This is a genomic window from Amycolatopsis sp. NBC_01307 (genome assembly GCF_035975215.1).
Classification (GTDB): Bacteria; Actinomycetota; Actinomycetes; order Mycobacteriales; family Pseudonocardiaceae; genus Amycolatopsis.
Window position 1 is genome coordinate 8,694,850 of sequence record NZ_CP108403.1, and the last position, 20,494, is coordinate 8,715,343.

The following is a 20,494-nucleotide window of genomic DNA, read 5'->3' on the forward strand; positions in this document are numbered from 1 at the left end:
GACGGTAGTCAACTCGGACTGGAACACCAGGAATGGAACCGTTGTACCTGGGACCGATAATATTGCATTGAAGAACGGTGCCGTTCTTCTTGATGCTGTTTACCTGTATGCTGACCTCGCGGATTCGACAAGGTTGGCGCGTGACTTTAACGTGAAGGTTGCGGCAAAAGTAATCAGGTCCTTCCTGGATGCATCCTGCCGTGTAATCCGTGCTCGCGGTGGAACTATTACTAGCTTTGACGGGGATCGCGTCATGGCAATCTTCGTGGGCGATACGAAGAACTCGAATGCAGCTAAGTGTGCACTCCAGATCAATTACGCTGTAAAAAAGGTCATACGTCCGGCTGTGACTGCCAGGTTCTCCACGATTCGAGAAAGTGGATTCGTTGTTAGTCACTGTGTGGGTGTGGCGGGGGGTAAAACCATGCTCGTTCGAGGTGGTGTGCGTGGCAGCAACGACCTCGTATCGATCGGTCGAGCGCCGAATGTTGCAGCTAAGCTTAGCGATGTGCGAAACGGTGAATTTCACTCATACATTACTGAAAGTGTATACAAGAACATGCTGGACTCGTCCAAGATGTCGGATAAGACGAATATGTGGACATCGGTAAGCCGTGAAGTTGGCGGAGAAAAGATGACAGTTTATAAATCGGCGTGGACCTGGAACCTATGACTGATCACGACCCGATTGAAACGGCCTGGAAGATCCACGCGGCGGTAGTTGACTGGACTGGTAAGGTTGACGCGAAGGCTTCCTTTTGTGTTGCCGTAGAGTCGGCAGCTGTGGCTGGGATTATTTCTATTTCTGCTGACGGTAGGGGATTAAGTAGACTAATCGGGCTGGCGGAGATATTTCGCGACCTCGGTTTTGCTTTTCTGGCAATTGCTATTCTCTCGGCAATAACCGTCGTTACTCCTCGGATCAGGCGTGCCAAGGTTCGTGAAGAGGCCGGTAGAAATTTCATCTACTTTGGCCACCTGAAGGAGTGGGACGCGGTTGATTTAGCGAGCGGACTACGGGACCTGGACCTTCTCCCCATGCTGACCCGCCAGATCGTCACGATGAGCAAAATTGCCTGGCAGAAGCATCGGCGGGTTCAGCTCTCGATGGTGCTCGCCGTGGTGGGTGCAACTTGCGTTGTGGTGAGCTACTGGCTGGCGTAGCGCAGCTAACAGGGCTTGCCGCCGTGCCCTTGGCGTGCCCGATCAGAAGGGGCAAGTGGGGGACTCACGGGGAATGTTGTCCTAAAATCGCAGGTCGACGGGTCGCGCGACCTTAGCAGGTCGGCCGGAATCTGCGGACGGACATTTGCAAGGCGGGGGTCAGGGGTTCGATTCCCCTCAGCTCCACAACCCCTCAGGGCCAGGTCATCCGTTGACCTGGCCCTGAGGTCGTTCAGCCGAGGAAGGCGATCACCGCGTCGCGGCCCGCGTGGCCCAGCTCGCGGTTCTGGATCGAGTGCGATGCTCCCGGGACCACCACCAGCTTCCCCCGCGGTGCCTGGCGAGCCTCCTCCTTCGCCCACTCCAGCGGCGTCGACAGGTCGTGGTCGCCGTTCAGCAGCAGGATCGGGACGTTCGGCAGCCTTGACGACGGGTTCGAGCCCGGACGTTCGGCCGGCCACGGCAGGCAGCTCTGGATGAACCCCTGCTGCGTCGCCACCGCCGTGGTGTACGGCCACGTCGCCTGCGGTGGCAACGCCCGCGCCGTCAGCGAAAGCAGGGGCTGGCGCAAGGAGACCGGCGTCGCCGCCGAGCCCCAGGGGAAGCGCTGGTCGGCGCACAGCGTTGCCGCGTGGAGGCCCGCGCTGAACGACGCCGGGTTGTCGCCGCCCGACTTGTACGCCTCCAGCAGGTTGTCCAGCTGCCCGCTCGAACCGCTGCGGGCCTGGTGGAGGGCGCCGATGATGTCGCCAGCCGCCGGGTTTCGGTACGACGGGTCGCTGAACTCGTACGAGACGATCGTGTCGAAGATCTTCACGCCGTCCGCTGTGCTCCGGTGGCGGACCACCCACGCGAGGTCCTCGGCCGGGTCGTAGCCGCACGCCGGGGGTGTCGCGCAGGCCAGCCGCAGGACACGGGCCTCGGCCTGGAGGCCGGTCAGGTACAGCGAGGCCGACGCCGTCGCGTGGTGCGGCAACACCGAGTCCAGCACGACCTTGCTGACGTTGCCCGGGTGCGCGATCGCGTACCGCGCCGCCGTGAAGGAGCCGTACGAGACGCCGTCGACGACCATTTTCGGCACGTTCAGCGCCTGCCGCAGCTGGTCGAAGTCGGCGACCGTCTGGTCCGTCGAGTAGAGCGGTGCCGTGTCACCGAGGATGCGGGCGCATTCGGTGACGGCGTCCGGCGTCGGCGTCGCGATGTCCGAACTGCCCATCTGCGCCTGCAGGCCCGGGCACAGGAGCGCCCCCGACGGGCCGGTGCCGCGCTGGTCCAGCATGACGAACCGGTAGTCCTTCGCGACCTCCGGCAGCCGCTGGGTGGCGATCCGCGTGATGGTGCCGACGCCGCCCTGGCCGGGGCCGCCGGTGAGGAACAGGAGCACGCCCTTCGGCGCGTCGACGTTGTCCGCGGCCGCGATCGGCAGCTTCAGCGTGCCCGGGACGCGGCCGGTGTGGTCGAGCGGGACGGTCAGGGTCGAGCACGTGAAGCCCGGTTGGCCCGGGCACGGGTGCGAGTCCGTCAGCGTCGGTCGTCCCCCGGGACGCGTGTCGGCCGCGGCCACACCCCCGAGTGCGGCGGTCAGCGCCAGGACCAGCCCGGCGGTCAGCAGTTTCGAACGCATGATCCATCATGGCCCCACCGGCCCCGGCGCCGTAAACCCCCGAACGGACCGTCTCACCGGCTGACGCAGGAAACCTTCGCCAGCGCGGCTTTCCCGGGGCCGGCCTCGCCCGCCGTGTTCGGCGAGTTGTCCCGCCGGTTGCCGTCGGACTGGGTGACGCACAAGCGGCCGTCCGGCAGCAGCACCGGGCTGGTCGGGAACTCCAGCGGCCCGCCGTTGCGCAGCTTCGTCGCCGCGTCGGCCGGGTTGCGGAAGTACTCGACGACACGGCCGTCGCGCCGGGCCAGCACGATCGCGTTGCGCTCGTTCGCCGCCGTCCAGACGTTGCCCGCGCGGTCGAGGACGATCCCGTCGGCGCCCTCGAGGTACGGGTGCTGGACGTCGAGGTCGTCCAGGCAGAGCGTGTTCGCGGGGAACGCGGCGTCGCAGCCGGTCGCCGCGCGCGGCCGGCCCGCGCGGTCCATCGGGACGCGCCAGAGCGCGCCGCGCGCGGTGTCCGCGACCAGGAGCGTGCCGTCCTCGGTGAACGCCAGGCCGTTCGCGACGATGTGCTGCGAGCCGGCGGTGTCCGCGGCGGTCCGGCCGGTCGGCGTGATCGTCACGGTGCCGGGCAGCAAGCCGCGCACGTCCCGGCCGACGCCACCCGCGATGACGTCGCTGACCAGCGGCTGGACGCGGAACATCTCCGCGGCGACGCCGTCGCTGCCCGCCCGCCACACGCGGCCCTGGCCGGTGCCGCCGTCGGAGATCCACAGCGCGCCGGCCCGGTCGAACGCCAGGCCGTTCGCGCCGGGGACACCGCGGGCGAACACCGTCGCGGCCGGCGGGTTCGCGGCGTCCGGCACGAACGACACGACGGTGTCGGCGTTCGCGACGTACAGCCGCCCGCGGCGGTCGAAGGTCAGCCCGGCCGGGCCGCACGGCGCGGGGATCGTGCCGACGACCGCGGCCGGGCCGCCGGTGGCCGCGACGCGGTAGACCGGGCAGGGATCGGCGCCGCGCGCGGGTGTGTAGAGGTTTCCGCGGCCGTCGGTGGTGAGGCCTTCGAGGCCGAGCGGCGACGCGAACACCGTCTCGAAGACGGCGGGACGCTGCGATGAGGGCACTTCACCGGCGGACGCGCCGGACAACAGCCCGGCGGACAACGCGGCGGTGGCGGCAAGGACGACGGTTCGGCGCATCAGGGCCTCCGTTTTGTCGGATTTCCTGCCTACCCGCGCCGCCCCCGGTGCGTCAAGGCCAGAGGCGTTCGCGGACCCATTCGCCGTCGGCCTTCCGGTACCGCAACCGCACGTGCCGGCGGTCGTGGCTCGCTTGCCAGAACTCGACTTCGTCCGGGTCGACGAGGTAGCGCGTCCAGGTTTCCGGGGCGACGCCGGGGTTTTCTGCCACCCAACGCTCGGCTTCCGCGGCCGCTGTGTCGAGTTCGGCCGGGTGGCGCAGCACCTGCGACTGGTGCCCGATGAACGCCTCGACGCGCGACGCCGGCGGCCGCGCCAGGAAGTCCTCGGCGGACACCTCGGGTGCGGCGGGGGAGACCGGCCCGCGCAGCCGCACCTGCCGGCCGCGGCCGGGCCAGAAGAACGTCAGCGCCGCGCGCGGATCCTTGCGCAGCTGCAGGCCTTTCGGGCTTTCCGAGCTGGTGGCGACCGCCCAGCCGCCGGGGCCGACGTCCTTGAGGATCACCACGCGGGCGTCCGGCGCGCCGTCGGCGTCCACAGTGGACAGTGTGACGGCGTGCGGCGCCAGTACGTGCTCACCGGCTTCGGTCAGCCACTCCAGGAACAGCTCCTGGGGCTCCGGCGACGCCGTTTCCGGCGTGAACGCCGGGAGCTCTTCGGGGAACGACGGCCATCCGCGCAACGCGACCATGTCAGTAACCGTACGGGGGCTGGTGCTGCGGCGGCTGGTGCGGCTGTTGCTGCTGCCAGCCCGGCGGCGGCAGCTGACCCGGCTGCACGGGCGGCAGCTGCTGCTGTTGTTGTTGCTGCGCTTGCCACTGCACCTGCTGGTAGACCTCGGCGGGCTGCGGGAAGCAGTACGTCAGCTTCGCGTTGACCGAGCCCTGCACCGCGGCGCCCCAGAACTTCCCGCCCACGAACGCGTACATCTGCCCGGCCGAGACGTCGACGGCGACCATCCGCGTCTCGCCGCCGAACTGGTTGCCCGACTTCGCCGACGCGGCCTGCGCGGCGTCCGGGTAGACGCGCTGGCCGATCAGCCCGGCGATGACGACCGAAGCCGCCGTCCAGCCGACGGTGCCCATGACGTTCGCGCGGGCGTGCTGGGTCGCGCGGCTGGTGAAGTCGTACAGCGCGGCGGCGGTGACCTCCGGGACGGCGCAGGCGACCACGCAGTAGTTCATCGTCGAGAGCATCACCGACTCGGTGAACAGGCCGACCACGGCGACCGCGGGCCCGAACTGCACGGAGTTCAGCCGGCCACCGGAGCGCTGGATGCGCTCGGCCACCGCACCGAGGTACTGCTCGGAGGTGAGCACGCGGGGAGACCTCCCTCGCCGAAGACGGACACGGCCGGACACCGCCCGGTCATGCTCCCATGCCGGGCGGTGCCGACGCCGTCAGGCCGGTCGCGTCAAGCTGCGGGTTCCAGCTGGGCGGGGGCCCGGCGGAACGCGCCCGCGACCGACCAGAGGCCGCGGTCGGCGAACGCGATGACCAGGAAGCCCCAGCAGAACAGCACGGCCGCTTCGCCGCCGTTCTCGACCGGCAGCAGGCCGCCGCTCTGGTGCACGGTGAAGTACGCGAACGCCATCGAGCCGGAGCAGAGCACCGCGGCGGGCCGGGTGGCGACCCCGATCGTCACCAGCACCCCGCCCGCCACCTGGATCAGCGAGGCCCACCACGTCGGCCAGGACCCGAATTCCGCCGCTTTGGCCCCGAAGAGGCCGAAAAGCCGTGAAGCGCCGTGGCACAGGAACAGAAAACCGAACACAATGCGGAAGAGCGCCATCACGTGGTCTCGACCCTTGTCGAACAGCTTCATTTCGTCGTCTCCCAGGCTGGCTGTTGGAAAGAAACGTGACAGCCAGGTTAGGAGACCCTAAGCCTCCAGGGAACACAATGTGTGATTGGTCCAATACTGAGCGGTACTTGAACTTTCGACCGCACTCACTCGTGTGACTGGACATGATTGACTGAGCGCGCTATGCGACGACTCGTACTTCTCGCGCCCGCCGTGGCTCTCCTCGCCGGCTGCAGCGCCACCATCGTGTCCGGGACCGCGACTCCCAGTCCGCCGTCCAAGTCCGCCGGTGCGGCGGCGGGCACCGAACTGCCACCGGATCCCCAGCCGGGGGCGACCGAGGACTGCCCGTACCTCGACAGCCAGTTCGTGGCCGACGCGAACGGGCAGCACGTTTCGAAGGTACGCGTGTCCGCCGACCAGCCCCATCCGGCGTGCTTCTTCTACCGCCCGGACGGCAAGGTCCAGCTGACCGTCCAGGTGTACGTCGGGGCGGCGAGCGTCGCAACGGCGCTGGTCAACAAGGCTGCGCCGGTCGAGACGTCCAACCCGGCCAACGACCCGACGGGGTGGAAGGGCGGCTACCAGTCGACCGACGACGGCGCCGTCTACGCGGTCTCGAAAGGGACCGCGGCCATCGTCGCGACGACCAACCAGAAGCAGAGCGTGAAGGCACGCTCCGTGGTGAGGAAGGCCATCACAGCCCTGAAGCTCTAGGTAGTCGTAGCCACACGGGTGAGTGAAGTTGATCTTGTATTACCCTGTGCGTCACGCGCAGGCTTCGTGGACTCGCGCACCGCAGCCGCCGGGGAATCCCCACCCCGGGGCGGGGCACCAACTCTGCAACGACAAAGGACTAGATTCGTGGCTGACACCCTCAAGGACATCCTGCTCGACTCCAGCCGTCGCCCGGCTGTCGTGAGCGACTTCGAAGGCCTCGTGGACGCTGAGGTCTCGGACAAGGGCGGCGTTTCGGGTGCCGTCGTCAAGACCGGCTTCGCCGCGGTCAAGAAGATCAAGCCGGGCATCATCCCCTCGGCCGTCGACACGCTGCTGCCCGACTTCGTCGGCGCGCTCGAGCCGTTCTACGGCGACTTCCGCGCCAAGGGCGGCAGCGACTTCGGTGCCTACCTGACCAGCCGCTCGGACGAGGCGTCCGACGCGCTGCTGAGCGTCACCGACTCGCGCGCGGAGCGCAGCAGCCGCGACAGCATCAAGAAGGTCTACGGCAAGCTCCGCCCGAACGGCAAGAAGAACGTCGAAGAGGCGCTGCCCCGTCTCGGCCAGCTGGTCGACAAGCACGCCGCCGCGGTCTGAGCAACACCTGAGCACGACTGAAGAGGCCCCCGGTGCACCCCCGGGGGCCTCTTCGCGTCGTCTTCAGTTCTTCTTTTCGGCAGGCGACGAGGACGGCGCCTTGCCGTTCGCCTGCGGAGCCGGCTTGGGAGCCGGAGCCGCGGCGGGCTTCACTGCTTCAGCCGGCTTCGGCGGAGCAGGCGGAGTGGCCTTCGGCGGCGCCGGGGCGACCGGCGGCTCCTGCTTCGAGCGCAGCACGTAGGCGGCACCGGCGCCGACCACGACCAGCCCGAGCAGCCACGGCCAGCGACGACGGCTGCGGGTGCCCTTGGCAGCCGCCTTCGCCTCGACGACGGCAGCGGCGAAGTCCTTCTTCGCGGACTTGAAGTCCTTCTTGCCGCGACGCTTCGAGTCACCGGCCGCCTTCGCGGCCTTGATGGCGGCCCTCTTCGCCTTGCGACCAGGCTTGCGCAGCTCGGAGAGCCGGGCGAGGGCCTCCTTGCGGGCGGCCTTCGAGCTCTTCTTGAGCTCCTTGCGGGTCAGTTCCGTCTTTTTCGCGAGCTGCTTCTGCACGCGGCGGCCGGTCTTGGCTCCTTCGGAGACAAGCTTGTCGGCGGCATCGACGGCCTGGGCTGTCGCCCGGGACATGGCCTTCACCTCATCAATCGTTTTGACACTGCTCTGTTGCCCGTAACCTATCGTGCCCCTTTTTCCGCGCGCCCGCCGCAGATGGCACCATGAGGCGCGTGAAAGCGACGCTGCACACCAACCAGGGTGACATCAACCTGATCCTGCTCCCCGACCACGCGCCCAAGACGGTCGCGAACTTCGTCGGTCTCGCGGAGGGCACCAAGGAGTACACCCAGCCGAACGCGGCGGGCACGAACTCCGGCCCGTTCTACGACGGCTCGATCTTCCACCGCGTCATCGACGGCTTCATGCTGCAGGGCGGCGACCCGACCGGGACCGGCCGCGGCGGCCCGGGCTACAAGTTCGGCGACGAGTTCCACCCGGAGCTGCAGTTCAGCAAGCCGTACCTGCTGGCCATGGCGAACGCCGGGCCCGGCACCAACGGCTCGCAGTTCTTCATCACCGTGGCGCCGACCACCCACCTGAACTTCAAGCACACGATCTTCGGCGAGGTGGCCGACCAGGAGTCGCGCAACGTCGTCGACGCGATCGGCCGTGCCTCGACCGGGCCGGCGGACCGTCCGCTGTCCGACGTCGTCATCGAGAAGGTCACGATCGACCACGAGGGCTGAGCTGCGGGGAGTTTCGGTAGGTTGGTTCCTATCGTGAGCCAACCGCCGAACCCCGCCGCAAATCCCCAGGCCGCACTGCCCGGGTGCTGGTGGCACCCGAACCGCCCGACCGGGCTGAGCTGTTCCCGGTGCGGGCGTCCGGCATGCCCGGATTGCCTCCAGGAAGCCCCGGTCGGCTTCCAGTGCACCGACTGCGTGCACGCCGGCAGCCAGCAGCAGCGCCGGCAGCAACGCGGCTACCAGGAAGCCGGCTTCGGCCAGCGCACCGTCTTCGGCGCGCGGCTGTCCCAGTCGGTGCTCGTCACGCAGGTCATCCTCGCGGTGAACGTCCTGGTCTTCCTGTTCACGGCGTTCCAGGCGAAGAGCCTCACGAACAACGACTACTCGAGCTTCTTCCAGTACGGCGAGCTCTACGGTAGCGCGACGCTCGGCGGCGGCGAGTGGTGGCGGGTCCTGACCAGCGGGTTCCTGCACTTCGGGCCGATCCACGTCGCGGTCAACATGTTCTCGCTCTGGATGATGGGCCGGTCCCTGGAGCAGGTCTGCGGCCGCGGCCGCTACCTGGCGCTCTACTTCATCTCGATGCTCGGGGCGTCCGCCGCGGTGCTGCTGTTCGACGACCCGCAGAAGTCGACCGCCGGCGCGTCCGGCGCGCTGTTCGGCCTGATGGGCGCGTACGCGGTGATCGTGCTGAAGCTGCGGCTGAACCCGACCGGGCTGATCATCACCCTCGCCCTGAACGCCTTCATCACGTTCGGCATCCCGGGCATCTCGATCTACGCGCACGTCGGCGGCCTGGTGACCGGGGCGCTGGTTGCCGTAGCGCTGCTCTACGCGCCGGAGGCCGACCAGCGGCGCTGGCAGATCACCGGGCTCGCGATCATCGTCGTCGCGATCGTCGGCCTGCTGGTCTACAAGGACAGCCAGTTCGCCGCCCAGACGTGCGGCCTCGTCCCGTACCGCGGGTTGCAGCTCTACAACTGCGTCTAGCCGCGCGCACGCAGGGAGCTGAGGACGTCCAGGACGTCCCGCGGGTCCTCGCCGAGCTCCAGCCACCCGAAGACGTACAGCTGGTCGTCGTGCTCGATCTCGAGGGTGACGCCGTCGCGGCCCAGCCGGCGCGTGGTGCGCAGCCGGGTCCGGGTCTGGGCCCACGGCAGCCGCTGCGTGCCGCCGAGCGTCCTGGTCAGCAGGCCGTCGGCGTCGGCGGCCAGCCGGGGCCGGACGATCGTGGCGTGCGTCGCGAAGGCGCCGACAGCCACCGCCGCCAGGGCGAACAGCACCAGGCCGCCGCGGTCGTCGGTCAAGGCGTCGACGACCACGCCGAGCACCAGCAACGCCGTGACGGCCCACGCGGATACCACAAGGGCTCGCCGTGGCGCCCACGAGGTGGGGTAGTTATCCACAGGGGTTATCCACACTGGGGATGAGTCACACCGGTGTAATTCGGCGTCAAGCCGCCATTCGGAGTAATAATCAGCGCCAGCGCATCGTCATCAGCAGACCCGCGATCATCAGCGCGAACCCGCCGGCGAAGTTCCAGTTGCCGAGGTCGGCCATCCAGGAGATCTTGTCCCCGGCGATGTAGTTCACCAGCAGCCACACCAGGCCCAGGATCATCAACCCGAACATCGGGATCTTCCAGGCGAGGCCGGTAGGGCCTGCGGCCCGCACCTTCACCGGCGTGCGCCGGTCGGCAGGCGGGGTGTAAGCGGTCTTCTTGCGGACCTTGGACTTGGGCATCGTGTGTTCCTCGCGGTGCTCTTCGGGCTCGTCTGGTGGCGCTGTCCCGCTTAGGGTGCGCAACCAGCGCCACCCGCACACGTTAACGTAAACGACCGCAGTAAAGCAGCGTCCAGGAGTGGTCGGATTTCCCGGACCGTGACGCATGCGTCACCCAGGGTTCGACGCGGCTTGAGAGGAGCTTGCGTGGCTACGCGCGAAGGACCGGATGACGACCGGCGCAGACACCCCGGACAGCGGCCGGTGCCCCAACGCCGCCAGCCCCCGACGCCGCCGCGCGGCCAGGCCCCGCAGGGGCCCCCGCCACGGCGTCCGCAGGGCCCGCCGCCCCGCCGCTACACCGGCCCCGTCCCGCCGCCGGGCTCGGCCGAGGAGACCGTCGTCTTCGCCCCGGTCGGCAAGGGCGGCACCGCGACCAAGGAGAAACCCGCCCCGGCCCCGCTGGGCAAGGGCGGCGTCGCCATCCGCACGGCCGGCGAAATCCTCATCACGCTCGGCCTGGTCGTGCTGCTGTTCATGGTCTACGAGCTGTACGTGACCGACCTGTTCTCGGCCGGCAAGCAGTCCGAGGCGAGCGACCAGCTCAACGGCGAGTGGGAGCACGACCGGACGCTGCACCCCGAGCTGGTCGACGGCAAGGCGTTCGCCCGGATCCACATCCCGACGTTCGGCGTCGACTACAACTTCACCATCCAGGAAGGCACCGACGACGCCTCGCTCGAAGTCGGTCCCGGCCACTACAAGGGCACGGCGCTGCCCGGCGAGCCCGGCAACTTCGCCGTCGCCGGCCACCGCGTCGGCAAGGGCGCCCCGTTCAACGATCTGGACAACCTCTCATCTTGTGACCAGATCGTGATCGAGACCTCGACCGACTTCTACATCTACAAGGTCCTCCCGTACGACGACGAGATGAAGGACTGGGCCGGCGGCAAGGGCGCCGACCCGCGGTGCAAGGGCGTCTCGACGCTGCGTGACACGAACGCCGAAGAGGGCGGCGCGTACAGCGAGACCTTCGGCCGCAAGGTCGTGCTGCCCAGCCAGGGCACCGCGGTGAACCCGGTCCCGTACAAGGACGCCGAGACGCTGCCGAAGGCCCAGCAGGCCGCGCTGCTCACGCTCACGACGTGCCACCCGCAGTTCTCCGCCCAGCAGCGGCTCATCATCACCTCGGTGCTCACGCAGCAGGTGCCGAAGAACCAGGTCAAGGACTACGGCGACCTGCTCTCGAAGATCGGGGAGGCCTGATGTACGGCTGGCTCTGGCGGAAGCTGCCGGGCCCGTTCGCGGCGAAGCTGACGGTGTCCGTCGTCCTCGCGCTCGGCGTGGTCGCCCTGCTGATGTTCATCGTGTTCCCGTGGCTCGAGCCGCGGCTGTGGTTCAACGAGGTCGCGGTCAACTGAGCTGGTACGTGGACGACCCGGTCTGGAGTGAGGTCCGGCCGGGCCTCTGGATCGGCGGGCACACCCGGTTCGACGCGACGGGTGAGGTGCCGGTGGTCGTCGCGCGCGAGTTCGATGTCGTGATCAGCCTTTACCGCCGCGAAGGGCACGGTCCCCCGGACGGCGTCGAGCACCACTGCGTCCCGATCCCGGACGGACCGCTGTCCCCGGAGCAGCTCGAGCAGGTCGCGCGGTTGGCCGTGCTCGCCGCCGCGGCCGTACGAGGGGGCCGCAAGACGCTCGTGCGCTGCCACGCCGGGTACAACCGGTCCGGCCTGGTCGTCGCGCGGACGCTCGTCGAGCTGGGGCTCGGGGTGACGGAAGCGATCGCGCTCGTCCGGGCGCGCCATTCGCCGCGCGTGCTGCACAACGAGCTGTTCCTGCGGTACCTGGGGAACGAGCTGGCTCCGTGAGGTTCGGGATCTTCCTGCCCTACGGCGTGTGCCTGTCGGCGATCACGCTCGCCGCGCACGTCACGGTCGACGGGCGGCCCGGCCCCGCGCGGGACCCGGGGGAGTACACCGAACGGCTCTGCGCGATCCACCCCGTCGGCGACGCGGGCACTGCGTGCGGACGCGGGAAACGAGCCTCCGGCGCACCGGCGTCGCCCACGTGCTGATGCTCGTGGAGGCGGCCGGCGCGCCGAAGGGGACTTGCGCGCGGATCGGCACCGAGGTGCTGCCCGCGCTGCGGGCTAGCAGTCCCGCAGCTCCGGGCTCTGGTTGAGCAGCTGCCCGCGTGGCGAGACGAACGCGCGGTAGCGGTCTCCGTCGAGCTCGGAGTTCTTGAACACGGCGATCCGGTGGCAGTTCTGGAACGCCAGCTTGACGCCGAAGTGCCGCTCCAGGCCGCCGCGGATCGCGTCCGACGCCAGCGCCCGCAGCAGCTGGCCGCGGGCGGCCTCGCTCGGCGGCGGCGTCTCGTTGTCGGCGAAGCCGTCCGCGGCGCCCTCGGCGTCGGCGATGACGCCGGTGATGACTTCCCAGGCGTAGGGCAGGGATTCCTTGACGCAGGTGACGAACTCGGCGTCGGAGACCTCCCCGCGCTCGGCCTTCTCCAGCAGCGCGGGTGACACGTCCAGGGACATCGAACCTCCAGTTTGAGCAGGGCCACCCTCTTGGCTACCGGCCGGGTGGCCCGGCCACAAGAGAAAACGATGATCATCACCATTATGGCGGAAGGGCAGGTCACTCCCAGCGGAAGAGCCGTGCGGCCGATGCCGTCCCGATTACGGCGAACGCCGCGAGCACCACCAGCTGCAGCGGCTGGACGCCGGGGCCGACCCAGGCGTCCTGCAGCGGCTGGGCGCCCGGCGGGAGGTAGTCGCCGATCCGGCGCAGCACCTCGGGCAGCAGCGGCCGCGGCAGGTAGACGCCGCCGAAGAACATGATCGGCAGGAACGCGATCGCCGCGATGCCGCCGGCGCTCTTCGCCGTCCGGGCCACCGCCGCGGCGAGCAGGCCGAGCGCGAACACCGAGACGATGCCGAGGAGCAGGGTCACCGCGAACGCCAGCGGGTGCTTAGGCAGCGGGACGTCGAACACGGCGGCGGCGAGACCCAGGGTCAGCGCGATGCCGGCCAGCGCGACCACGACGTGGACGAGCAGTTGCGCGCCGAGCAGGTACGCCGGGTGCACCGGCGTCGTGGCCAGGCGTCTCAGCACGCCCTGTTCGCGGTAGGTCGCGACGGCGGCCGGGATGGACTGCAGCGCCAGGATGCCGATGCTGATGACGATCAGCGACGGCACCCACAGGTCGATGAACCGGTACCCGCCGGTGATCTCGCTCGGCTCGGTCATGCCCGGGATGAGGCCGACGGCGAGCAGGACACCCGTCGGCAGCAGCAACCCGGTCACGGCCCACATCGGCGTGCGCAGGAACAGTTTCGCTTCGGTGGCGGTGATCTTCGCGAAGGTGTGCATGATCTGGTTCTCCTCAGGCGCGGCCGGTCAGGGACACGAACGCGTCGTCCAAAGTGGATTCTCCGGCGGCGGCGCGGAGTTCGGCGGGGGTGCCGGTGGCGACCACGCGCCCGGCGTCGAAGATCGCGACGCGGTCGCAGAGGCGTTCGGCTTCGTCCATGAAGTGCGTGACGAGCAGGACCGTGACCCCGGCGTCGCGGATGGCTTCGACGAGCTTCCAGGTGTCGCGGCGGGCGTGCGGGTCGAGGCCGGTGGTCAGCTCGTCGAGGATCGCCAGCTCCGGGTTCCCGACCAGCGCGAGCGCGATCGAGACGCGCTGCTTCTGGCCGCCGGAGAGCTTGCCGAAGTAGCTGCGGGCGTGCGCCCGCAGGTCAAGCTGGTCGAGCAGGACGTCGACGTCGGCCGGCTCGGCGTAGAAGGAGGCGAACAGCTCCAGCGCCTCGCGCACCCGCAGCTTCGCGGGCAGCCGGCTCTCCTGGAGCTGGACGCCGACGCGGCGGGTCAGCGCCGCCCGGTCGGTCGCGGGGTCGAGGCCGAGCACCGACAGCGTGCCGGCGTCGGCCTGGCGCAGGCCCTGGAGGCATTCGACCGTGGTGGTCTTGCCGGCGCCGTTCGTGCCGAGGATGCCGAAGATTTCGCCGCGGTCGACGGTGAACGAAACGCCGTCGACCGCGACCCGGTCGCCGTAGCGCTTGTGGAGGTCGGTGACTTCGATGAGGGGCATGGCTCGAACGCTACGAACTCGGGAGCGTCCGGAGAATCCTGCTGAATCCCCAGCTCAAGTAGGGTTTTGCTGACGCCGGGGTGGGGCTGGGCCCACCCCGGCCGGGGAGCTGCGGGCAGTGCGCGGGTGCGCGTCGATCGGCGAGGATCACGGGACAGGAGGTGGGAGATGGCCTACGTGCGTGCGGTCGGCCGGGCGTTCGCGCTCGCGGCGTTCGCGTTGCTGAGCTGGTTCGACGTCCTGGTCGAGCTGGTCGCCTTCGCGTTGCTGTGTCTCGGCCTGGTCTTCTTCCTCGGCCCCGCGATCGAATGGGCCCGGCACCGCTCGGCGACGGTCCGGACGCTGTCCGGGCGCTGGTGCGGCGTCGAGGTCGAGCCGCCGTACCGACCCGAGCCGCCGGCACCGGAACGGGAACGCGACGGCTGGTACCGCGACGGCAACACGCTCTACAAGCGCGCGTTCTGGATCAGCTGGAGCCGCCGGCTCACGTGGGTGATGGAAGACCCGGCGGCGCAGCGCGAGTTCAGCTGGCAGCTGGTGAACCCGCTGGTCACGTTGCTGCTGCCGGTGTTCGCGCTGCTCGGCGGGCCGGTGGCGCTGCGCGGTTACGGCCACTGGACGCGCTGGTGGCTCGGCCGCCGTCCCGGTGCGGCGTCGAAGATCGGCGCCCTGCGGTGGATGCACCGGCGGCTGGATTCGCTCGGGCACCAGCTGGGGATCTTCGCGCTTTCGCTGGTGCTCACGGCGTTCGCGGTGTGGCCGGTGGCCCTGTTCCTCGTGGCCCCGCCGATGGCGGCGCGGATGGTGCGGTGGAGCCGGGACATCGCGAACACCCTGCGCCGCGAAGTCGGCAATTGGACCGGTGTGCGGATCCTGTCCCCGTACCTGCCACCGCCGCCCTTGCCGACGCCGCGGCCCGACGGGCTTTTCCAGGTGGGCCAGCAACTCTACGAAGAGCCGTGGTGGCCGATGCAGCTCTCGCGGACGCGGTGGGTGCTGCGCGACCGCGCGACCTGGCGCGACGTGCTCGCGGCCGTCGTCCTGCCGCTGGGCTCGGCGCTGCTGGCGCTGCCGACGGCCGTGCTGGTGTTCGGGGGCTTCCTCGGCCTGCTCGACCTGTGGATCTGGCGGCCGATCATGGCGACGTGGGGCGTGGCCTGGCCCTGGTTCTCGATTGTCGGCCTGCCGGAGCCGTCGGACACCGCGGGCGCACTGGCCTTGACCCCGCTCGCGCTCGCCGCGTTCTTCCTCGGGCTCGTCCCGACGACGTTCCTGGCGCGGCGCACGGGCGAGTTCGTCCGCCTGCTGCTGGGGCCGACCGAGGCGTCCCGGCTCGCCCAGCGCGTCGAACGGCTGAAGCAGACGCGTTCGGACGTCACGGTCGCGCAGGCCGCGGAGCTGCGGCGGATCGAGCGCGACCTGCACGACGGGATCCAGTCGCGGCTGGTCGCGATGGGGATGAAGCTCGGCGCGGTCGAAGCGCTGGTGGACCACGACCCGGCGGCGGCGAAACGGCTGGCGGCCGAGCTGCGGTCGGCGTCGGCGGAGGCGCTCGCCGAGCTGCGGGTGCTGATCCGCGGCATCCACCCGCCGGTGCTGTCCGAGCGCGGGCTGCTGGACGCGGTGCGCGCGATCGCGCTGGACAGCCCGGTCAAAGCGGAAGTCACGGGCTCGCTGCCCGGGCGCGTCGAGGAGCCGGTGGAGGCGTGCGCGTACTTCGCGGTGTCGGAGCTGCTGGGCAACGCGGCCAAGCACGGCTCGCGCCGCGCGACCATCGCCGTCGCGTTCGAGGACGGCGTGCTGACGCTGACGGTGACCGACGACGGCCCCGGCGGCGCGAACCCGGCGCGGGGCTCGGGCCTGCGCGGGATCGAGCGCCGGCTCGGCGGCTTCGACGGTAGGTTGACGCTGACCAGCCCGACCGGCGGGCCGACGAGGGCGACCGTGGAGATCCCGTGCCAGCTCGACCCCGGACCGTCATCGCCGAAGACCAGTACCTCCTCCGAGACGGCCTGACGCACCTCTTGGCCGCGCACGGCTTCGACGTCGTAGCGGCGGTCGGCTCCGGCCCGGAACTGGAGTCGGCGTTGCGTTCCCACCGACCCGACGTGTCCATTGTGGACGTCCGGATGCCGCCGACGAACACGGACGAAGGCATCCAGGTGGCGCTGGCGGTCCGCCGTGAAATCCCCGGGTTGCCGATCTTGGTGCTGTCCCAGCACGTCGAGCAGCTGTACGCGCGCGAGCTGCTGGCCGACGGCACGGGCGCGATCGGCTACCTGTTGAAGGACCGCGTGTTCAACGCGGACCAGTTCATCGACGCGGTCCGCCGCGTCGCCGCCGGCGGCACGGTGATGGACCCGGAGGTGATCGCCAAGCTGTTGGCGGGCAACCCATCCGACCCACTGGCGGCCCTGACCGCACGCGAACGCGAAGTCCTGGGCCTGATGGCGGAAGGCTGTTCGAACGCGGCGATCGCCGCACGGCTGCACTTCAGCGAAGGAGCGGTCGGCAAACACACGGCGAACATCTTCGCCAAGCTGACCATCACGGCTTCGGACGACACGAACCGCCGCGTCCTGGCGGTCCTCGCCTACCTCGGCGCGAGCTGACGCGCAACAAAACCATCCACAGGGCGCAAGTTGTCCACAGATTCCCCGCGTCACCCTTTTGAGCGACCGGGGGCCGATACGCTGGACAGGGGACGCCCCCCAGGGATGGGTGGGGGCTGTCTTGTGAGGTGAGTGGGCCGAAAATCGGGGTGTTGGGGCTGGTCCGTGGCGGCCGGTCCGGCCTGTCCGGGGGTGGCCGCCACGGCGTTGAGGAAGCTCAGCCGCGCGAGACCCGGGTCATCTCCTCGCGCTCCACCACCTTGATCCGCTCTCGGCCGGTCGCGAGGCCCAGGGACTTCTCGTGGGCGTCGAGCTTGGCCCAGCCTTCCCAGGTCGTGAACGGGATTCCGCGGGCGGCCAGGAAGTCCAGGATCGCTTCCGGTGCTTGGTGCTTCGGGGCCGTCAGCGTGTCGGCGTCGGCCAGGAGGCTGGTGATCGTCTCCGCGGCGTCGCCCTTCGTGTGGCCGATCAGGCCGATCGGGCCGCGCTTGATCCAGCCCGTCACGTAGACGCCCGGGAGCTGGTTCTCGTCCAGGTCCAGCACGCGGCCCGCCTGGTTCGGGACCACGCCGTTCACGTGGTCGAACGGCAGCTCCGGCAGGTGCGACGACAGGTAGCCCACCGCGCGGTACACCGCCTGGACGTCCCAGTCGTGGAACTCGCCCGTGCCGCGGACGTTTCCGTCTCCCGTCAGTTCCGTGCGTTCCGTGCGGAGGCCCGTCACGCGGCCGTCGGCGCCCAAGACCTCCGACGGCGAGTGGAAGAAGTGCAGGTGCAAGCGGCGAGGGCGGGAACCCGGGTCGCGGATCGCCCACTCCTGCAACGTCTTCACGACCATGTCGATCTGCTTCGACGCCCGCAGCGCGGTGATGCTGCCCTCGTCGAACTCGATGTCCTCGGGCTGGACGATGACCTCGACGTTCGGCGAGTGGTCCAGTTCGCGCAGCTCCAGCGGCGTGAACTTCGCCTGCGCCGGGCCGCGGCGGCCGAACACGTGGACGTCCGTCACCGGGCTCGCCTTGAGGCCCTGGTGGACGTTGTCCGGGATGTCCGTGGTCAGCAGCTCGTCGGCCGTCTTCGCGAGGATGCGGGCGACGTCCAGCGCGACGTTGCCGACGCCCAGCACCGCGACCGAAGACGCGTTCAGCGGCCAGGTGCGCGGGACGTCCGGGTGGCCGTCGTACCAGGAGACGAAGTCGGCGGCGCCGTAGCTGCCGTCGAGGTCGACGCCCGGGATGTCCAGCGCGCGGTCGGCGGACGCGCCCGTCGAGAAGATCACCGCGTCGTAGAACTCGCGCAGCTCTTCGAGCTTGATGTCGGTGCCGTAGTCGATGTTGCCCAGCAGCCGGATGTTCGGCTTGTCCAGCACCTTGTGCAGCGCGGTCACGATGCCCTTGATGCGCGGGTGGTCGGGCGCGACGCCGTAGCGGATCAGCCCGAAGGGCGCGGGCATCCGCTCGAACAGGTCGATCGTGACGTCGGCGTCGGACTTGTCCAGGATGTCGGCGGCGTAGATGCCGGCGGGACCAGCGCCCACGACGGCTACGCGAAGGGATCGGCTCACACCCTCCACGGTAAGTTAGGATGCCCTAACCTAAAATGTGATTTGCGGTACGGTCCAGCCAGTGGGAGCCGGTAAGCTCGCCGCATGCGCGTCTTGGTCGTCGACAACTACGACAGCTTCGTCTACAACCTGGTCCAGTACCTGGCCCAGCTCGGCGCGGACTGCACGGTCTGGCGCAACGACGTCGTGGACCTCGACCGCGTCTCCGAGTTCGACGCCGTGCTCGTCTCACCCGGCCCCGGCACCCCCGAACGCGCTGGTCAGAGCATGGACGTCATCCGCAAGTGCGCCGAGACGTCGACCCCGATGCTGGGCGTCTGCCTCGGCCACCAGGCGCTCGGTGTCGTCTACGGCGCGACGGTCGACCGCGCTCCCGAACTGCTGCACGGCAAGACGAGCCAGGTGCGCCACGCCGGCGTCGGCGTCCTGAAAGGCTTGCCGGAAGAATTCACGGCCACCCGCTACCACTCCTTGACGGTGCTCCCGGAGACGATCCCGGACGACGTCTTCGAGGTCACCGGCCGCACCGCGACCGGCATCGTGATGGGCATGCGCCACCGCGAGCTGCCGCTGGAAGGCGTCCAGTTCCACCCCGAGTCCGTGCTCACCGAAGGCGGCCACCGGATGCTGGCCAACTGGATGGCCACGGCCGGGCACCCCGTCGACCCGAAGCGCGTGGCCGAGCTCGAGCGCGCGACGAAGGCCCTGCAGAAGGCCGCCGTTGCGTGATCCGGCTCGAGGGCGTCGGTAAGCGGTACGGGCGCGGCGACTTCGTCCTCCACGACGTCGACCTGAGCGTCGAACCCGGACGGGTCGTGGGCATCCTCGGTACCAACGGCTCCGGCAAGTCGACGCTGCTGCGGATCATGGCCGGCGTCTCGCACGCCACCACCGGCACCGTCACCGGCAGCCCCCGGATCGGCTACCTGCCGGACCGCTTCCCGGCCGGCCAGCGGATGGGCGCGCGGGCCTACCTGCGGCACATGGGCCGCATCCGCGGTCTCACCGACCTGTCGGCGATCGACCCGCTGCTCGAGCGGCTCGCGCTCGTCGGCGGTCCGACGGCGCCGCTGCGCACGCTGTCCAAGGGCAACGCGCAGAAGGTCGGACTCGCCCAGGCCGTGCTGGTGCGGCCGGACCTGCTGATCCTCGACGAGCCGTGGTCCGGGCTCGACGTCGCCACGCACGCGATCCTCGGCGAGCTCGTCGACGAGACGCGGGCGCGCGGCGCGAGCGTCGTGTTCACCGACCACCGGCCGCAGGTGGTGCACGACCACGCCGACGTCGTGCACCTGATGGACGCCGGCCGGCTCACCGAAGAACCCACCGAAACCGCCGCGCCGGCCACCCGGATCGTGTTGCGCGGGCACGGCGCCGACTGGGCGGACGAGCCCGGCGTGCGGCACGCGGTCGTCGAAGGCGCGCAGGTCGTGCTCACCGTCGACGTCGATTCCGTCGACGCCGTGCTGCTGCGCGCGTTGAAGGACGGCTGGTCGGTCCGGGAGGTCGCGCCGTGCTCGCGTTGACGCGGTACTACCTGGCGCTGCTGGGCCATTCGCAGCGGTACCTGCCCGCGCTGCTGGCCTACCTCGCGCTCTGCGTGATCCTCTACGCCGACCCGCACTCGCCGCCGCTGCCGTTGTTCGGGGTGAGCGCCGGCGGGCTGCTGGTCGTGTCGTGCTGGCTGACGATCGCGTTGCTCGACATCGAGGATCCGGTGCAGCGCCTGGTGACCCTGAGCCACGCGCGGCAGTGGCGGCGGCTGATCACCGGCGCGGTCCTGACCGTGCTGGGCTGCTCGCTGGTCCTGACGGTGATCACCGAGGCGTGGTCGGCGCTCAAGTCGTTCAAGGTCCAGCCGGCCGCGCTGGGCATCGGGCTGCTGGCCCACATCGCGTGCGCGTTGCTGGGGATCGCGATCGCGCTGCCGTGCTCGCGGCTGCTGGTGAACCGGATCGGCTGGACGGTGCTCGCCGCCGTGATCACCCTGGTCGTCGTGCTGCTGGCGAAGATCCCGCTGGTCCACCCGTTGCTGCAGGCTTTGACGAACGAAGATCCGGTCGGCGGTCCGCTGGCGCTGGCGGTGGTGACGTCGGCGGTGGCGCTGGCCGTCAGCTTCGTGGTCGTCTCCCGGCTCGTGCAGCGCCGTTCCTGAGTGC

General features: G+C 69.6%; 27 protein-coding genes. 15 read left to right on the forward strand and 12 right to left on the reverse strand.

The annotated features are described in order from the left end of the window. The first annotated feature begins 67 nt into the window (after positions 1-67). Positions 68-673 (forward strand): adenylate/guanylate cyclase domain-containing protein, encoded by a 606-nt coding sequence (locus OG439_RS38500; protein ID WP_326945445.1) that lies wholly within the window; start codon positions 68-70, stop codon positions 671-673. Beyond that, a complete protein-coding gene (locus OG439_RS38505; protein WP_326945446.1) occupies positions 670-1,164 on the forward strand; it encodes a Pycsar system effector family protein in 495 nt (164 codons plus the stop codon). Before OG439_RS38500 ends, OG439_RS38505 begins: the two co-directional genes overlap by 4 nt. Before the next feature lie 232 nt (positions 1,165-1,396). On the opposite strand, the gene OG439_RS38510 is transcribed toward OG439_RS38505, so the two are convergent. From OG439_RS38510 to OG439_RS38530, 5 genes are all read right to left on the reverse strand, one after another. After that, positions 1,397-2,788: an alpha/beta fold hydrolase gene (locus OG439_RS38510; RefSeq protein WP_326945447.1), complete on the reverse strand. Its 1,392-nt coding sequence runs from the start codon at positions 2,786-2,788 to the stop codon at positions 1,397-1,399. 53 nt (positions 2,789-2,841) lie between these two features. Further along, positions 2,842-3,969, reverse strand: coding sequence for an SMP-30/gluconolactonase/LRE family protein (locus tag OG439_RS38515; RefSeq protein ID WP_326945448.1), 1,128 nt, complete (start codon positions 3,967-3,969; stop codon positions 2,842-2,844). A gap of 52 nt (positions 3,970-4,021) precedes the next feature. After that, positions 4,022-4,660, reverse strand: a complete 639-nt coding sequence (locus OG439_RS38520) for a pyridoxine/pyridoxamine 5'-phosphate oxidase (RefSeq protein WP_326945449.1) — start codon at positions 4,658-4,660, stop codon at positions 4,022-4,024. Position 4,661: 1 nt separating this feature from the next. Continuing rightward, a complete protein-coding gene (locus OG439_RS38525) occupies positions 4,662-5,288 on the reverse strand; it encodes a hypothetical protein (protein WP_326945450.1) in 627 nt (208 codons plus the stop codon). 95 nt (positions 5,289-5,383) lie between these two features. Continuing rightward, positions 5,384-5,794: a DoxX family protein gene (locus tag OG439_RS38530; RefSeq protein WP_326945451.1), complete on the reverse strand. Its 411-nt coding sequence runs from the start codon at positions 5,792-5,794 to the stop codon at positions 5,384-5,386. Between the two features lie 162 nt (positions 5,795-5,956). Here OG439_RS38530 and OG439_RS38535 point away from each other — a divergent pair, with 162 nt between their 5' ends. Next, positions 5,957-6,490, forward strand: a complete 534-nt coding sequence (locus tag OG439_RS38535) for a DUF2020 domain-containing protein (RefSeq protein WP_326945452.1) — start codon at positions 5,957-5,959, stop codon at positions 6,488-6,490. Positions 6,491-6,637: 147 nt separating this feature from the next. Continuing rightward, a complete protein-coding gene (locus OG439_RS38540) occupies positions 6,638-7,090 on the forward strand; it encodes a DUF6918 family protein (protein WP_247059677.1) in 453 nt (150 codons plus the stop codon). Between the two features lie 63 nt (positions 7,091-7,153). Here OG439_RS38540 and OG439_RS38545 read toward each other — a convergent pair whose 3' ends face one another. After that, positions 7,154-7,717, reverse strand: a complete 564-nt coding sequence (locus OG439_RS38545; protein ID WP_326951722.1) for a hypothetical protein — start codon at positions 7,715-7,717, stop codon at positions 7,154-7,156. A gap of 89 nt (positions 7,718-7,806) precedes the next feature. Between OG439_RS38545 and OG439_RS38550 the strand changes: the two genes are divergently transcribed. Further along, positions 7,807-8,331: a peptidylprolyl isomerase gene (locus OG439_RS38550; protein ID WP_326945453.1), complete on the forward strand. Its 525-nt coding sequence runs from the start codon at positions 7,807-7,809 to the stop codon at positions 8,329-8,331. A gap of 195 nt (positions 8,332-8,526) precedes the next feature. After that, positions 8,527-9,321 (forward strand): rhomboid family intramembrane serine protease, encoded by a 795-nt coding sequence (locus OG439_RS38555; protein ID WP_326945454.1) that lies wholly within the window; start codon positions 8,527-8,529, stop codon positions 9,319-9,321. Here OG439_RS38555 and OG439_RS38560 read toward each other — a convergent pair. Beyond that, positions 9,318-9,695, reverse strand: coding sequence for a PH domain-containing protein (locus tag OG439_RS38560; RefSeq protein ID WP_326945455.1), 378 nt, complete (start codon positions 9,693-9,695; stop codon positions 9,318-9,320). The genes OG439_RS38555 and OG439_RS38560 overlap by 4 nt on opposite strands. 112 nt (positions 9,696-9,807) lie before the next feature. Then, positions 9,808-10,074 carry a cell division protein CrgA gene (crgA, locus tag OG439_RS38565; protein WP_176173814.1) on the reverse strand — a complete coding sequence of 89 codons (267 nt, stop codon included), beginning with the start codon at positions 10,072-10,074 and terminating at the stop codon, positions 9,808-9,810. Positions 10,075-10,260: 186 nt separating this feature from the next. Between crgA and OG439_RS38570 the strand changes: the two genes are divergently transcribed. The 4 genes from OG439_RS38570 to OG439_RS38585 are packed head-to-tail and all read left to right on the forward strand — an operon-like array spanning position 10,261 to position 12,132. Then, positions 10,261-11,319: a class E sortase gene (locus tag OG439_RS38570; RefSeq protein WP_328645564.1), complete on the forward strand. Its 1,059-nt coding sequence runs from the start codon at positions 10,261-10,263 to the stop codon at positions 11,317-11,319. After that, the gene (locus tag OG439_RS38575; protein ID WP_247059681.1) at positions 11,319-11,474 is read left to right on the forward strand and encodes a hypothetical protein; all 156 of its coding nucleotides are present in this window, start codon (positions 11,319-11,321) and stop codon (positions 11,472-11,474) included. The genes OG439_RS38570 and OG439_RS38575 overlap by 1 nt, the downstream gene beginning before the upstream one ends. A gap of 8 nt (positions 11,475-11,482) precedes the next feature. Beyond that, on the forward strand, positions 11,483-11,926 hold the full coding sequence (locus OG439_RS38580) for a protein-tyrosine phosphatase family protein (protein WP_326945456.1): 444 nt from the start codon (positions 11,483-11,485) through the stop codon (positions 11,924-11,926). Further along, entirely contained in the window at positions 11,923-12,132 is a 210-nt protein-coding gene (locus OG439_RS38585; RefSeq protein ID WP_326945457.1) for a hypothetical protein, read from the forward strand. The genes OG439_RS38580 and OG439_RS38585 overlap by 4 nt, the downstream gene beginning before the upstream one ends. A 75-nt stretch (positions 12,133-12,207) precedes the next feature. Here OG439_RS38585 and OG439_RS38590 read toward each other — a convergent pair whose 3' ends face one another. The 3 genes from OG439_RS38590 to OG439_RS38600 form a co-directional block, all read right to left on the reverse strand. Further along, positions 12,208-12,600 (reverse strand): SCO5389 family protein, encoded by a 393-nt coding sequence (locus OG439_RS38590; protein WP_247059684.1) that lies wholly within the window; start codon positions 12,598-12,600, stop codon positions 12,208-12,210. Positions 12,601-12,700: 100 nt separating this feature from the next. Further along, positions 12,701-13,435: an ABC transporter permease gene (locus OG439_RS38595; RefSeq protein ID WP_326945458.1), complete on the reverse strand. Its 735-nt coding sequence runs from the start codon at positions 13,433-13,435 to the stop codon at positions 12,701-12,703. A gap of 13 nt (positions 13,436-13,448) precedes the next feature. Beyond that, the gene (locus OG439_RS38600; RefSeq protein ID WP_326945459.1) at positions 13,449-14,159 is read right to left on the reverse strand and encodes an ABC transporter ATP-binding protein; all 711 of its coding nucleotides are present in this window, start codon (positions 14,157-14,159) and stop codon (positions 13,449-13,451) included. 168 nt (positions 14,160-14,327) lie between these two features. Between OG439_RS38600 and OG439_RS38605 the strand changes: the two genes are divergently transcribed. Both OG439_RS38605 and OG439_RS38610 read left to right on the forward strand, forming a co-directional pair. After that, positions 14,328-16,175 (forward strand): sensor histidine kinase, encoded by a 1,848-nt coding sequence (locus OG439_RS38605; protein ID WP_326945460.1) that lies wholly within the window; start codon positions 14,328-14,330, stop codon positions 16,173-16,175. Next, positions 16,115-16,771 (forward strand): response regulator transcription factor, encoded by a 657-nt coding sequence (locus OG439_RS38610; RefSeq protein WP_326945461.1) that lies wholly within the window; start codon positions 16,115-16,117, stop codon positions 16,769-16,771. The genes OG439_RS38605 and OG439_RS38610 overlap by 61 nt, the downstream gene beginning before the upstream one ends. 217 nt (positions 16,772-16,988) lie before the next feature. On the opposite strand, the gene OG439_RS38615 is transcribed toward OG439_RS38610, so the two are convergent. Then, positions 16,989-18,308: an FAD-dependent oxidoreductase gene (locus tag OG439_RS38615; RefSeq protein WP_326951724.1), complete on the reverse strand. Its 1,320-nt coding sequence runs from the start codon at positions 18,306-18,308 to the stop codon at positions 16,989-16,991. Positions 18,309-18,419: 111 nt separating this feature from the next. Between OG439_RS38615 and OG439_RS38620 the strand changes: the two genes are divergently transcribed. Genes OG439_RS38620 through OG439_RS38630 form a run of 3 tightly spaced genes read left to right on the forward strand, consistent with a single transcriptional unit; the run spans position 18,420 to position 20,490 of the window. Beyond that, positions 18,420-19,064 (forward strand): aminodeoxychorismate/anthranilate synthase component II, encoded by a 645-nt coding sequence (locus OG439_RS38620; RefSeq protein ID WP_247059691.1) that lies wholly within the window; start codon positions 18,420-18,422, stop codon positions 19,062-19,064. Then, positions 19,061-19,861, forward strand: a complete 801-nt coding sequence (locus OG439_RS38625) for an ABC transporter ATP-binding protein (protein ID WP_326945462.1) — start codon at positions 19,061-19,063, stop codon at positions 19,859-19,861. The genes OG439_RS38620 and OG439_RS38625 overlap by 4 nt, the downstream gene beginning before the upstream one ends. Then, complete coding sequence (locus OG439_RS38630; RefSeq protein ID WP_326945463.1) at positions 19,849-20,490, forward strand: hypothetical protein; 642 nt, start codon at positions 19,849-19,851, stop codon at positions 20,488-20,490. The genes OG439_RS38625 and OG439_RS38630 overlap by 13 nt, the downstream gene beginning before the upstream one ends. The last annotated feature ends 4 nt before the right edge of the window (positions 20,491-20,494 follow it).